The sequence below is a fragment of the Fictibacillus phosphorivorans genome (genome assembly GCF_007673525.1).
Taxonomy (GTDB): Bacteria; Bacillota; Bacilli; order Bacillales; family Fictibacillaceae; genus Fictibacillus; species Fictibacillus phosphorivorans_C.
On the sequence record NZ_VDZU01000001.1, the window covers coordinates 2,109,991 to 2,123,973 of the forward strand.

The 13,983-nt window shown below is 35.9% G+C and carries 13 protein-coding genes; 5 read left to right on the forward strand and 8 right to left on the reverse strand.

Going from position 1 to position 13,983, the window contains the following annotated elements; genetic code table 11:
• Positions 1–55: 55 nt before the first annotated feature.
• Complete coding sequence (locus FS458_RS10545; protein ID WP_144700358.1) at positions 56–3,376, reverse strand: hypothetical protein; 3,321 nt, start codon at positions 3,374–3,376, stop codon at positions 56–58.
• A 235-nt stretch (positions 3,377–3,611) separates the two neighbouring features.
• Between FS458_RS10545 and FS458_RS10550 the strand changes: the two genes are divergently transcribed.
• Positions 3,612–5,012, forward strand: coding sequence for a hypothetical protein (locus FS458_RS10550; RefSeq protein WP_144700360.1), 1,401 nt, complete (start codon positions 3,612–3,614; stop codon positions 5,010–5,012).
• A gap of 156 nt (positions 5,013–5,168) precedes the next feature.
• On the opposite strand, the gene FS458_RS10555 is transcribed toward FS458_RS10550, so the two are convergent.
• The 4 genes from FS458_RS10555 to aac(6') all read right to left on the reverse strand — a co-directional run bounded on the left by FS458_RS10555 (position 5,169) and on the right by aac(6') (position 8,897).
• A complete protein-coding gene (locus tag FS458_RS10555; protein WP_144700362.1) occupies positions 5,169–6,344 on the reverse strand; it encodes an alanyl-tRNA editing protein in 1,176 nt (391 codons plus the stop codon).
• Positions 6,345–6,462: 118 nt separating this feature from the next.
• Entirely contained in the window at positions 6,463–7,224 is a 762-nt protein-coding gene (locus FS458_RS10560; protein WP_144700364.1) for a MerR family transcriptional regulator, read from the reverse strand.
• A gap of 467 nt (positions 7,225–7,691) precedes the next feature.
• Positions 7,692–8,267 (reverse strand): hypothetical protein, encoded by a 576-nt coding sequence (locus tag FS458_RS10565; RefSeq protein WP_144700366.1) that lies wholly within the window; start codon positions 8,265–8,267, stop codon positions 7,692–7,694.
• A 186-nt stretch (positions 8,268–8,453) separates the two neighbouring features.
• On the reverse strand, positions 8,454–8,897 hold the full coding sequence (gene aac(6') / locus FS458_RS10570; protein WP_144700368.1) for an aminoglycoside 6'-N-acetyltransferase: 444 nt from the start codon (positions 8,895–8,897) through the stop codon (positions 8,454–8,456).
• A gap of 177 nt (positions 8,898–9,074) precedes the next feature.
• On the opposite strand from aac(6'), the gene FS458_RS10575 reads away from it, so the two are divergent.
• Positions 9,075–9,713, forward strand: a complete 639-nt coding sequence (locus tag FS458_RS10575) for a YczE/YyaS/YitT family protein (protein ID WP_144700370.1) — start codon at positions 9,075–9,077, stop codon at positions 9,711–9,713.
• Positions 9,714–9,743: 30 nt separating this feature from the next.
• Positions 9,744–10,844: an AbrB family transcriptional regulator gene (locus FS458_RS10580; RefSeq protein WP_144700372.1), complete on the forward strand. Its 1,101-nt coding sequence runs from the start codon at positions 9,744–9,746 to the stop codon at positions 10,842–10,844.
• Positions 10,845–10,923: 79 nt separating this feature from the next.
• Here the strand turns inward: FS458_RS10580 and FS458_RS10585 are convergent, their stop codons facing one another.
• From FS458_RS10585 to FS458_RS10595, 3 genes are read right to left on the reverse strand one after another with little or no spacing between them, the layout of a single operon-like run.
• Positions 10,924–11,388, reverse strand: a complete 465-nt coding sequence (locus FS458_RS10585) for an aminoacyl-tRNA deacylase (protein WP_260858560.1) — start codon at positions 11,386–11,388, stop codon at positions 10,924–10,926.
• Positions 11,389–11,401: 13 nt separating this feature from the next.
• Positions 11,402–11,953: a DUF6944 family repetitive protein gene (locus tag FS458_RS10590; RefSeq protein ID WP_144700374.1), complete on the reverse strand. Its 552-nt coding sequence runs from the start codon at positions 11,951–11,953 to the stop codon at positions 11,402–11,404.
• Positions 11,954–12,009: 56 nt separating this feature from the next.
• A complete protein-coding gene (locus tag FS458_RS10595) occupies positions 12,010–12,885 on the reverse strand; it encodes a chemotaxis protein (protein WP_144700376.1) in 876 nt (291 codons plus the stop codon).
• Positions 12,886–12,979: 94 nt separating this feature from the next.
• On the opposite strand from FS458_RS10595, the gene FS458_RS10600 reads away from it, so the two are divergent.
• Positions 12,980–13,588, forward strand: coding sequence for a DUF2238 domain-containing protein (locus FS458_RS10600; RefSeq protein WP_144700378.1), 609 nt, complete (start codon positions 12,980–12,982; stop codon positions 13,586–13,588).
• A gap of 89 nt (positions 13,589–13,677) precedes the next feature.
• Positions 13,678–13,977 (forward strand): hypothetical protein, encoded by a 300-nt coding sequence (locus FS458_RS10605; RefSeq protein ID WP_144700380.1) that lies wholly within the window; start codon positions 13,678–13,680, stop codon positions 13,975–13,977.
• Positions 13,978–13,983 lie beyond the last annotated feature (6 nt).

The window sequence follows — 13,983 nt, forward strand, 5'->3', positions numbered from 1 at the left end:
TTGGGTTTGTTTTGATCTTGTTCCACTTTATTAATCCCCCTTATTCGAAGAGACGTTATTTCCACTCTCCAAACCAATGTTTCCATTTATTTAAAATTATATCCTTTAATGGCGGAGAATCAATTCCTTTTTGTTTCTTAAATTCATTATAACTAGCAAAACCTATGAGAAGGATACCTGTTAATAATAAGTATACCCACCATGGCATGTTCCCCCAATATGGGCGAGTTTGAACCAAGACATTCAGAAGTAGTACGATCAATCCAGTAAAGAAATAACTTTTTTGTTTTGAGATGAATCCATAAATGATACTAGCAAATGATAATGAACCAAGGATAATCGCATCCATGACTTGATAGCTCTCTATCGCATCGATCATCAATGTTATCCCTATTACACCAAGTAACACATATTGAACCAGATTAGCTAGATGGTCCGAAATGTCCCACATTTTTCTTGTGATCACATAACTTAATAAGATCCAAGGCAGTACAATAAGTTCAGTCTGAATAATCTCTGGGATATCAAATTGATCAAGAAGTGAATAATAAGAAAACAGGACAAGTATGCTAGAACACGTTTGGAGTATTCTCTTTCCGATCAAAACATTCAAGAATCTATTTCCTTGAACGTAAAAAAGAATAGCAAGTATGAATAGACCAATCGTTGTTAACATATTCTCCGATCGCACCAATCCTGTGAGTACATGAATCAATCCAAAAGCTGCAAAAAAATCAAATTGAACATAATCAGAATCACTGTATAGCTTTTTAAAGAAATACATACCTGCCAGTGATATCAGTATGCCTGAGATGAACCAAGCAATTGAATACATTTCAGCGGCTATTCGATTTATCAACAGCCATTCTTCTAAATCGATCATTAAATAGATCAACATGATTACTGATGCGTATTTCCAGTACCGTTTTAACGATTGGTAGAACACTATAAACCCGATTAGTGCTGCTGCATGAATTATAAGAAATACCTCATCAGATCCTCTAATCGTTATATACTCTCCTAAGAAAATGACGGAAAAAGGTACAAGGAAAAATCGTAATCGAGTTTTCCATTGATTATTTAAAATAAAATAAAACCCTGCTAGAAGAATGCTATAAAGAACAGGTCCCTCATTTGTCAGCCATCCGTTAATTAAGTAATGAAAACCAATAGCTAAAAATATCAAACTAGCATAAAGATTGTACCTAATTTCGTATTCTTTTTGAGCACGGTATACGTATATTCCATAAAGGATCGCAAGTAAAATGAACGGAACGGGTGAAGTTGTTATGAGTAAAGCATAAAAACCTATGTTTAAGGTGATTAAGTGCGATATAGCTTTCGTTGGATAATCACTGATTGAATCGAGTTTTTGGAATACCTCGCTACTCATTAATAACATAAAGGAAATGAGGATGAACGCATAAACGGATTCCTCAGTACCTAATGTAAATCCAAGTAGTTCCGCTAAATAAATCAATGCAAAGAATAATGCAATCTGTATACCAGAGAACCCAATCGACCAATTAAAATGTTTAGTGAAAAACCATAACACTATCATTAGGAAAATGGACGATGAAATTTTTAGCCACGTAAAATTACCTTCTACTAAGATGACCAAAAAATTCAGAGTCGTCGTTATGGTTGTAATTGAAATAAATGAAGTTGCAAGCAGTTTCTGCTTTCTTTGCCAAAGATAGATAATTAAAGTAACGACACTTCCGAGAAGTAAAGAATATGATAATGTCGGTGATGGCAAGAACTTCATCCCCAACAAACAGAAAGCAAAAAAAGTAAAAATCGGTACAAGCCAGGTGGCTAACATTCTTTCTTTTCCATTCTCAATTAAGAAATGACGAACAGAAAGTATGATTAAAATGACGGAAATCATACTTCCTTGGCCATAATGAGCGAGCTCCAAGGACACGAGGAAACTTATAAGTAATCCTCCACCGCCGACTAATAGACTTGCTCTCTTTAGTGGTTTGAGATACTGTCCGATAGAATAAGCTAATGCGCTTGAGATACCGATTGCAAGTGTCCAATAATCTTCAAAGCGATCACCGGTCACATGATACACTTCCATAAACGCACAGAAAAGGTAGAACGGTGCCAAATATTTAAAGAAAGAAAACGTAGAATTGTAGCTTAAGAATATAAAGTTACCAGCTAAAACAAGATACCCTAATAACAACCACACACTGCCTTCTCCTACAGACAATAACACACCTTCAACGGTTATATATAAGAAAGCAAATATAGAGATTACTCCATTAGCAAGCTGGTAGTATTTTTTTAATACTGTATCTGAAAAATTAGCAACCACCACTAATATGAGGGGTATAAGTACGATCAAAAACAAACGATATTCTATTAATAGAGAGTTTTGAATCAATTGATAAAGACCGTACGTGATAAAACCGATAAAGAAAAGTTCATATTCTTTTCTTTGATTGACCATTCTCATCGATAAATATAATACGGCAGTTAAGATGATATTGAAGCTTTGATAAAGTTGATTTTCAAATAGAATTAATATGAACAGCGTCGATAGAATCAAGTTAACTTGTATAAACAAAGGCAAGATTTGAAGAAATATAGATTGCTTTCCTTTTTTGAAATGATACAAAGAAATAAATCCTACATTTCCTAATGCATAAGCGAAATAAAAAGCTTCCTTTGTTAAGCCCAACGAAAGGATTAAATACGCATACCCAATTGCGATAGCAACATAAGTAAGCCAGCTGAATAACTTGGATTTAAAGTACATACCAAAATAATAATAGATAGGGGTACAGACGACAGTCGTCATAACGCCTAATATATATCTTCCCTCGCCATAAAAACTGAGCCAACTCCCAAACAATTCAAAATAACCTGCCGAGAGTACGGTAATTGGAATAAACAAAGCAAACAGAACAAAGAACGTAAACGCCGTTTTTCTAATCTGAAGTATTTTTTCAGAAAGTACGCCAAGACCACCAAATAATAAGGCGATCCCTCCAACTAACATTGTTTTTGTAATCGAACTGAACACATCCCAGTTGCTTGTAGCTAGAGTAAGTCCTCCTAATAAAAGCAGAATCACACCCGCTGCCATTATAGTTGTAATATTTCTTTCTCTTCTCTGTTCAGGTGTGATTTCCACTTTCGGCTTTGTTGGTGGAGAAGTTATTGTTTTTACTGGCTGTGGATTTTGTTTAGGTTCATCATTCGTAACTTCTGCTGTATGTAAAATCGATTCATTGATTTCTTTATTTCTAACATCTTCTCTATATCTGTAATAGCCATCAAGCACGTTTAAATAATCCTTCTTTTTTACATACCCTCCTTCTCTTAATTCGTTTAGATCTTTAATGAATCTGGACTGGTCCATTATACGGCCCCCTAATCTTCTCCTTTGTTGAATGTATGTAACATAAAGAAAAGAGATAACATGTAGTTACCTCTTTCTTAACTTCTGTATCAACGTCATAATTTTACATTAATTACCTTTATGTGTCACTAACAACTACTAGTGAAAAAGTTCTCCTCACACCCTTTTCTTTCTCATCATACTCTGTATTACATCACGAAAGGGCTAAATACCCATTTCAAGGGGAGGAATACAGATGGGCGTTGAACTAACAGCGCTGCATTGGATTTATGTTGTTTTTATCGGTTTAATCATTGGTTTCATGGTTAAGAGACGCGATACTACATTAATAAGTATTCTCGGTATCTTCTTAATCTCTATTACTGCGACTGGTTCATTAACGGGGTCTGTCAGCAGTATTTTTAATAGTTTTATTTATGCGATCACTGAGCTTCTGCCTACAATACTTGTAATATCCATAATCGTTGCGATGAGTAGAGTTCTAACTTCAACAGGCATCAATGATGTGATGATCTCTCCATTTTCAAAACTCATTAGAACACCCGGACTCGCTTATTGGACGATAGGTATTCTAATGATGATTATTTCTTGGTTTTTCTGGCCCTCACCTGCAGTGGCACTCATGGGTGCTGTGCTTCTTCCCGTTGCCATTCGGGTTGGTCTTCCTGCACTTGGTGTAGCCATGGCTATGAACCTGTTTGGCCACGGTATTGCTCTATCAGGAGATTTCATCATTCAGGCAGCACCTAAACTAACCGCTGATGCCGCAGGTTTACCTGTAAGTGAAGTAATTCATGCGAGTATCCCACTCGTGTTTGTGATGGGTCTTGTGACGACAATAGCGGCTTTCTACTTTTTAAAGCGAGACTTGAAATCAGGGAAATTAAACGCAAGTACAGGTCTTACTGCTAACCCAGTAAAAACTACAAGTGATCAGGAGTTAAATTTGTTATCGAGGAAGCAAAAACGATTCTTTGCTCTTTTTATCCCTGTTATGTTTTCACTGGATGTAGCAGCGATGTCTATTTTTCAACTACAAGGCGGAGATGCAACTGCACTGATCGGCGGTACATCCGTATTAATTCTGCTTTTAATTACGATGGTTAGCCACAAGAATAAGGGTTTAGAGAAAACAACTTCTTATATGATTGATGGATTTCAGTTCGGATTTAAAGTGTTTGGTCCAGTCATTCCGATTGCTGCCTTTTTTTATCTAGGTGATTCAGGATTTGCTAAGATTATAGGTGAGTTCCTTCCGAAAACATCTCATGGCATCGTTAACGATCTTGGTGTAGCACTTGCGTCTGTGGTTCCGTTAAGTAAAGAAATAGGTGCCATAACATTAACAACTGTGGGAGCTATTACCGGTCTAGATGGCTCAGGATTTTCAGGGATTTCACTGGCAGGATCTGTCGCAAACATATTTGGCACTGCAATAGGAGCAGGAGCAGCGACATTAACAGCACTTGGTCAGATTTCGGCAATCTGGGTTGGCGGAGGTACACTCGTCCCTTGGGCGTTAATTCCAGCTGCTGCAATCTGCGGAGTTGATCCATTTGAACTTGCTAGAAGAAACATAAAACCTGTTTTTATCGGATTAGTTGTAACGACCATTGTGGCGATCTTTTTAATTTAATCACAGAAAAAGAGGAGCTGGCTGGATTGCCTTTTCCTCTTTTTCTAATTATTTTATAAAATTGTTGGTTTGGGATGTTTATTTCTCTTTTTGTGCAAGTTGATGGAATCGGGAATCAACTACTTTCAAAGAGAATCATTAAACACGAGGATAGTGTTAAATATTTGTAAATGTCTCATGAGCAAATTCAATGAATCGAATCATATCCTCTTGTGAAGCAAAACCAGCTTGAGCAGATTTATCATTTCCGCCGCCCTTACCATTAAAAGAACTAAGGTTTTCTTTGAAGAATGAGCCGCAAGAAACATGTGAAGAACCATCATGCATGAAGATGATACGATTTTCTAATGTGGAAGCAAGTAAGATCAATAAAGGTTCCTCACTCGCTATTTTTATAGCAAGATCTTTTGTGTCATTAAAGCTTTTATCTTCAAAAACATGTATGAGCAGTCCTGCTTTTGCTTTTGAGATAATTTCTTTACTTAGAAAATGATTATTCTCCTCTTTTAGTCGTCTGTTCTCCAAATCCAATTCCTTTTTGTTGTGCTCCCATTTTTCAAGACGATTCATCACTTCATCTCGACCTGTATTAAATTTGCCTGAAATCAAAGCAAGCAGTTTCAAAGCTTCATTGTAGTCTACTAAAGCACGTTGACCACATTTAAAATACAATCGTGTGGCACCTTTTTGTTTTTCAGCTTTCAATAGTTTGATGATTCCGATCTCAGCGGTTGAACGAACATGAGTACCTCCACATGCATTGTGCTCGATGCCTTCAATTTGAACAATTCGAATGTTCTCCTTAACTTTCGGCATCTTTAATAATGACAATTGTTGAAGTTCTTTATCGGAAACAAAGTATGTATGCACCGTTCTGTTTTTATAAATTTCCTGATTAACGGCTTTTTCAATGTCATCCATTTGATGTTGACTCAGTGCGTCTGTTTCAATATCAATCGTTGCGATCTCAGAACCTAAATGAAAACTAATGGTACGTGCATGATACAAAGAGTAACAAACTGCAGATAGCAGATGTTGTCCAGTATGATGCTGCATGTGGTCTAACCGTCGATCCCAGTCTAACTCACAGGTTACCGAGGAAGTTTCAGGTAGACTCCTCACCTTATGTAACACTTCATCATTTTCAATAAAAACATCAAGCACATCATGTCCGCCAATCGTACCAGTATCAAATGGCTGACCACCACCGGTTGGATAAAAAGCCGTACTTTCTAAGATCACAAAAAATTCTCCGTTTTTCTCAAAAGTTGTTTTTACCGTTGTTTCCCAATTTGTTGTATACGGTGAAATATAATATAGTTTTTCAGTCATAACTGTTCATCCCTTCTTACTCACTATTCATAGTTTAAACGAATTGGAGAGATGAATAAAACAAAAAGGAGAAAACCTAAATGGTTTCCTCCCTATGAGATGAGACGTATTATATGAATTATTTAGAATCTGTATAAATGTGGATAGCATCTCGTAAAAATGCAGCAGTTCCTGGCTGTTCTTTATCATAATAGGCAGTGAAACGTTCGTCGTCCACATACATCTGTGCAAGATTCGCATGTGCTTCTTTGCTATATTCATGCCAGTACAGCATCAGCCACTCCTTATGAAGCTCAGCTGCCTTTTGCGCTGAATCTCCAGCAGGGTCTCCTGTTTTAAATGCTTCAGCAAGTAACGTGTGAATCTCCTCTGCAAGTTTCGTAGCATGATCATGCTCGCTTTGAGTCAAACTCAAGACTTTTTTATTTGATTGATCGATAACTTGATCTCCATACTTTTCACGGATCTCTTTACCAAATTTTTGTTCGTTTTCATCAACCATCTGTTTTTTAAATCCTTCAAATTTCTCTTGATCTTTCATCGTTATTCTCCCTTCGTTCGCAGCGATCGTCTGCTCTACATTCAAAATCAGACGGTCTAACTGTTCTCGTTTGTTCAGGAGTTTTTCACGGTGTTCACGTAGTGCTTCAGCTGGTGAGAAGCTTTGAGATGTGACGATTACTTTAATTTGATGCAGCGGGAGGTCGAGCTCTTTATAAAACAAAATCTGTTGTAGTCGATCCACTTCTGCTTCACCATAAATTCGATATCCTGACGAGTTTATTCTTGCCGGCTTAAGAATATCTATCTCATCATAATATCTTAATGTTCTGGTGCTTACTCCTGCTAGTTGGCCAAGCTTTTGTATGGTGTATTCCAATGTGATCACCTCCTGACAGATTTAACTTTATACCTTTACGCTGCGTGAAGGTCAATGGGCTTTTCATATATTTTTTTAGTTTTATTTTAAATAAAATCATTTATCAACACCCATAAAATGGTAAAATTAAGTTGGAGGTAAATGCCATGAAAAAAAGTAATACGTGGTCACTAGTCTTACTAATGTTAACGGAGATTTTATAGGTTACTCTGAATGGTTTGTTCTAGGGGGATTTCTCATTATCCTGCTTGGGCTACTTTATGTTTTGTAGCATTTTTTCAAATTGAAAAAGGAAACGCAAAATTTGTAAATCTTGCTCTCTCTATCCTTGTGATATTTATCATCACCTGGTATAGACCTTTTGAGATTATAAGAATAATTAGTTGGCTGAAAAAAATCTCTTAAATTTTATAAACCGTTTATACAATGATGAAAACGCATATTTTAATTAATATGCGTATTATTTCTTATGACATTTTAAACCTTATTTTCGTCCTAAAAGCTGCAATAGCCGCAATTACGATTGCTCCAGCGGTATCGGCAAGTAGATCAACCATCGTATCAAAATTTCCGCCGCCTTGTAAGGTCATTCCAAAGAATTGATCCATGCTGAATTCATAGATCTCCCAAACAACCCCACCAAATACAGAGAATGACAGGACAAATAAAAACACAAGCCAATAAGAAATCTCTTTCCTAGCTTTTTGGTGCGTCATTCTCTCATAAAGAGCAATGGCTACAAACGCCAATAACGCTCCACTTAAAAGGTGTAAGAAAGTATCCCACCATCCAAAACGATAGAAATCTAAGATAGATCCTAAATACTGCGATGCAAACAAGAAAGCAAAATACGAAATCATGATAGGCATATTGAATTTAATCTTGGTGAAAAGAATTAAACCTAATGGAATTAGCCCGCAGAATATACCACCGAAAGCCACCTGATAACTGTGTGTCTCATCTTTTGAAAAATAATAAAAACAAAGGTAAGCCATAAATATGACATATGCAGCACTAAGAACAAGTAAAATTTTTCGTTTCAATCTATTGTCACCTCACGAAATTTTTTCAACAACGGACGAAGATATCCTACTATTTTTGAAAATATCTCTGATTAACAGGTTTAACCTTATGATTGTGATATATACTCTGTTTTACTCCATAAAAAAAAGACACAAAAATGTGCCTTAAGAATTCTAGAGTACAAATTAGACTTATGTATGTTACGCTTAATCTATGTCTTTTATAAATGCAATCAAACGATTGACCTCTTTAAATCCTACACTTTTATGAAAGTGATAACTCGTGTCATTGGACTGTTCAATATCTGAACCAACCTGGCTACAACCTTTTGTCTTTAACCAGCTTTCTCCTTTTTTAATTAATTTTTTTGAGATACCTTTCTTTCTATACTCAGGTTCTACATAAATCCCTTCAACAAAACCAGTTGGACTGTTAAGTGAACCTTCAACGTAATCAGTTCTAATTGAAATATGAATAAATGCAATAGGTTTAGCATGCATGAGATACACAATTACTTTATCCTTTTCAGAATTTAAAAGTTGTTTGAATTCTTTTCTCAATTCATTAAATTCACTATCAGGCCATAGTGCTAAAGCCAATTCGGTCAATGAATCTAGAACATGTTCATTTGCATCCTTAATTGATTCCATATTAAACGCTCCTGTTTTCAATTTTTAGACATTCTTATTTCGACAACCGCACATGTGATATCCTTTATTTTTTTATAAATACCATGAATAATAGTAAGGAACTTCTTTTCATTTTTTCTCAAATTGCTTTATAGTCTTAGATAATTATAGGGTTAATTTGGAAAAGAGGAGATATTTATGAAGTATGCGATTAAGCTAATCTTCTTTTTTATAGGACTATTGATCTTTAGTTATGGAATTGCCATGGCCATTCAAGTGAAATATTTAGGAATCAGTCCATGGGACGTGTTAAATCTTGCTTTGTATGAGCGGTTGGGTTTTACGATCGGTACATGGAATATTATAGTAGGCTTTTTCTTAATAACTTGTACTCTTATCATTAATCGAAAGTATATTAACATTGGAACTTTTTTAAATGCAGTATTAGTTGGGATTTTTGTAGACTTCTTTTTATTATTTCAGTTACTTCCTAACTCAATGAACACATACATTGATATATTAATCTTGTTCTTTGGCATTTTGTTAATGGGAATTGGTGGGGGTATGTATTCAGCAGCAGGAATAGGAGCTGGTCCAAGAGATGGACTCATGCTATCTATATCAGATTTAACTGGATTATCTATTAGTAGAGTAAGAATATTCATGGAGTGCCTTGTCTTAGTGGTTGGTCTAACTATAGGTGGGCCAGTATTTATTTTCACATTTATATATACGTTCATCCAAAGTCCTATCTACCAAAAATCCTATTTGGGTTGTAAGAAGTGGCTCGCAAAGTATATGTATAGATTTGACGAAAAAAAGAAGTTTGTTAGTTAACGCAAGCAAACTTAAGAAGAAGGTTTTGCAATGAAGTATAGAAGTTTAAATCAACATAAGAGTTTTCAACTTTTAGTAACATTGAGTCTCGCCTTGGTAGGCGGCCTCTTATTCAACGTATTCAGTTTGCCAATTCCTTGGCTTTTAGGTACTATGACTGCGGTATTAATTGTGAATCAACTAAGTTGGACTCAGTTATACTGGCCAGTTTTTTTAAGAAATACGGGTTTGATCATCGTTGGTTATTCAATCGGTTTAACGTTTACTAAAGATACGCTAAAGCTTATGATCAATCACTTGCCATCCATGGCATTCATGACGATCTTATTATTATTAATCTGTTCGGGAATGGCATTTGTAATATCTCGTTTTACGTCCATCAATTTCCCGACTGCTCTTACCAGCTCAATTCCTGGTGGTCTATCACAAATTATTACATTTGCAGAAGAGACTAAGGGAATTGATATTACAACCGTTACGTTCTTTCAAGTCACACGTCTCATTGTAATCATTTTCGCTGTTCCATTTCTGATATTCAGTCCTATATTTTCCTCAGGAAGTCCGGCTATTATTCCTGATGTTATTTCAGAAGGAACCTCTTCTGCCTTTTTCCCGCAGATTATTCTTTTTGGATTATTTTCTGTTGGTATGGCTTTATTAGGGAAAAAAATAAACCTTCCTACAGCTTTTCTACTCGGTCCAATTCTAGGAATTGCTGCTTTAAATATAGTTGGTTTAACAGGGCCGACTCTTCCAGCTTCAATACTTGATATTTCTCAATTTTTAATCGGAGGCTATATTGGATTATTGTTAAAGCCTGAAAAGCTAAGAAAAAAAGCTAGTATGATCCCAATAGCGTTGATTAGCGGATTTTTGCTGGTAAGTTTCGCACTTCTTCTGAGTCTTTTGTTGATTTATCAATTTAACTTTTCGTTTATAACTAGTTTCCTGAGTATGGCACCTGGTGGAGCTGATCAGATGGGGATTATCGGACATGAGCTGAAAGCGGATGTTACGATGATTACAGGTTATCAACTTTTCCGCATTCTTTTTATCTTTTTTGCAGTACCTCCTCTTTTAAAATGGGTTTTGCGGGCTCAGATGCATAACTTGCTCTCAAAAAACGATTAATATTTCACTTTATTAAACACTTAAACATCCCATGTGTGAATGATGGGATGTTTGTTTTTTGAGGAACTATTAAGATTTTTTATTTTCTAATTCGAATGACTTTTCCTTTATTTGCTTGTAACATACTTTTTGTTTCTACTTTTAATAGTGAAAACTGAGAGCCGCCTCCTGTGTATATATAAGGAAGATGTGTTACTTTTGGATCAACTAAAAAAAGGGCTTTGAATCCAAATGACGGAACTCCTCCTGCAGGAAATCCGGTATGAGCTAATATTTCATCCTCTGTTGCGAGACGAGGGCGTTCAATATCCAAAGCTTTTCCCACACGTGTGGTGCTCACCCGATCTTCACCTTTCACAATGGCTATGATTAGCTGTTCTTTATTATCTAAAAGGCAAATGTTTTTTACGAAAGCATGCTGAGATACATTTATGGCTTTAGCAGCTTCCTGTACAGAATGACATGATTCTGTTAAAACCATATGAATGGCATCTATATTATTCTCCATTATAAAACTACTTATCGCACTGTGATAATCTTCCACATGTATATCCCCTTTACTGACGAGGTAAAGCTGAAATTACAGCACCGACTGCTTGGATCCAACTTCCTACAAATATTAAAGATTCACTATAGCTTTTATCTTCGTTTGGATGATCAAGTTCATATTTACCACCTAGTGCTTGTAATGCGTTGCCCGCAAATTGTAGTAAATTTGAGATGATAGGTATCCCTTGGTTCGAAGACGTATCTTCTAATTCGTTATCTAGTTCAACGCCAAGAACAATTCCTGCCCCAAATGCTTGAAGTAGGTTCCCTTTAATATTCAGGACTTGGGAAGTATCATCTTCTAATGGTAAGACCATACCCGCAATTACCGTTGTATTTCCAATGGCTTGGACTTCATTTCCGATCCTCTGAAGAGTAAACGGAATTTGCCCATCAGCAATTAGACCATTTCCCGTTGCTTGCAGTACATTTCCTATTAAATCGAGATCTTCCTGAAACTGATCGCTCAAGACCGAAATCGGTGTGTTGGCAATCGCTGATATGACTGTTCCAATCGCCTGTATAACACCACCAATTTGTTGTTTTTGCTGATTATCCATTCGGCAACCGTCCATTTGATAAGATGATGTAATGTATTCGTGGACGAGAATAAACGTTATTTTGGCTTAGGTGCTAAATTTAACTGTTTCCATACTTCAGCTAAATCATCACCAATGTCATTGACGACTTCATTCGTATTAAAGTAATTATTGTGTGAAAGTGGTGTAGAACTGCTTATAAATCCGCCGCTATTTATTTCTTTATCAACGGCAATTGCTCGATCATAAGAATCATTGATCGTTTTAAGCGGATAACCGAACACGTCATCTTTATCGTACATATTTACCCATTTCCCTTGAATTTCAGGGTAATGTTCCTTTAAATGCGGCGATGGAACTTGGATGGGCTTATCAAAATCAGCATACCTAAGACTCCATAAAGCCAATGGGCTTCCTAATGTATAAAAGCTGGTTAGAGTTTCCCCTTTTTCTAATGGAGTCGTTTGCATATTTCGTATGACATCTTCAGGTATTTCTTCAGGAATAAATTGAAGATCATAAAAGTAATTACTTGAAATCACGGTACCTAAACTATGTGCAATAACAAATAGTGGTGCATCTTTACCAGCAACTTTACTTAATTCTCGAAGGCCATTTGCATATACCTCATGTACTTTAATATAGTTCGGGTTGTGATTCACTACAGGTTGATAAGCGATGGCATCACCAAAAAAGTGGATGACAAATTGCCTTAACTGCTTAAAATCTAGATCATCTTCTATATTAAGTCTGTTCCACAGGTACGATTCCTTTTCGTTAAAGACACTTCCCCAATATATGGGTTGGATGATCAGCTCATCTTCAGGAGTTGTATAATATGGTTTTATTTGCTGAGAGAACCTTTTGGTAAGCATATCAATAAATAAATCTGAAAAATCCTCGTTTTGATTACCGATCCCATGAAGAATAGCCACTGCGATTTTTTTAGTCACGATGATCACATCCTTTATTAAAGTGTTCTTACCAACAGAAGAATACGTTTCTAACTAAATATCAATACTATTGTTAGATTGTGAGGGATTGCTTATGAAAGCTAACAAGATCCATGTTTCTTTATTAATCATCGTTTTCTTCTTTTATCTTTGGTCACTTATTAAACCTGCACACTATCCAATATGGATACTAGAAGTAGCTCCATCTGTAATAGCTTTAATCTGTGTTTTCTTCCTCTATAGAAAGTTAAGGTTCACTACCCTTACATATTGCATCATTGCAATGTTGACAATTTTGACGTTCATCGGCGGACATTATACTTACGATGACGTGCCATTATTTGATTGGCTGCAGAATCATTATGATTTGAGTCGCAATCACTATGATCGTTTCGGTCACTTTATGAAAGGTTTATTGGCGATTATTATACGCGAGATCCTTCTTATAAAAACACCTTTACACATTGGAAAATGGGTTCAATTTATTGCAATAAGTATCACGTTAGCAATCGCTGCTCTCTATGAAATTATTGAATGGATTGCGGGCAAGATAGCAAAACGTGAAACTAAAGACTTTGTTGGTGCTCAAGGAGATATATGGGATGCTCAATGGGACATGTCACTTACGCTACTCGGTTCATTCATCGCATTGCTATTACTCACTTCTTGGCATAACAAGTTGATTGAAAAAAATAAGGGATAATTAGCTGTTTCATTAGTATTAGATCTATTCAAGATAAATCCTTCTATTGTTTTCCCTTTTTTCGTCCTATACAAAACTGAGGTGAGAAAATGCAAAAGGTAACTTCAATGGTTTTTACATTTATTGCAGGATTTTTATTGTTCTTCGCATGGTCAGGGTATTTAAGTGAGGAATTTAACATAAGTGAGTTTCGAGGTAACATCGTTAAAAAAGAAAGAATGGAAAAAGTAATAAATATTGGAGATTCCTTTGTAACAGCACCACATTACACGGTTTTCTTCGAGAACGGTAAGAAACTGAGTGTGCCAAAAGCTATCTATGTGAAAATAAAAGAAGGCTGTTATACCGTGCTCATGAAACAAAATGAAACCATCACTTTAATGAATTAAAGAGAC

Excerpts from the sequence above, each read along its gene's own strand:
- FS458_RS10590 (WP_144700374.1), bottom strand. The coding sequence starts at position 11,953 with ATGGATAATCAGCAAAAACAACAAATTGGTGGTGTTATACAGGCGATT.
- FS458_RS10545 (WP_144700358.1), bottom strand. The coding sequence starts at position 3,376 with ATGGACCAGTCCAGATTCATTAAAGATCTAAACGAATTAAGAGAAGGA.
- FS458_RS10550 (WP_144700360.1), top strand. The coding sequence starts at position 3,612 with ATGGGCGTTGAACTAACAGCGCTGCATTGGATTTATGTTGTTTTTATC.
- FS458_RS10605 (WP_144700380.1), top strand. The coding sequence starts at position 13,678 with ATGCAAAAGGTAACTTCAATGGTTTTTACATTTATTGCAGGATTTTTA.
- FS458_RS10575 (WP_144700370.1), top strand. The coding sequence starts at position 9,075 with ATGAAGTATGCGATTAAGCTAATCTTCTTTTTTATAGGACTATTGATC.
- FS458_RS10580 (WP_144700372.1), top strand. The coding sequence starts at position 9,744 with ATGAAGTATAGAAGTTTAAATCAACATAAGAGTTTTCAACTTTTAGTA.
- FS458_RS10555 (WP_144700362.1), bottom strand. The coding sequence starts at position 6,344 with ATGACTGAAAAACTATATTATATTTCACCGTATACAACAAATTGGGAA.
- FS458_RS10600 (WP_144700378.1), top strand. The coding sequence starts at position 12,980 with ATGAAAGCTAACAAGATCCATGTTTCTTTATTAATCATCGTTTTCTTC.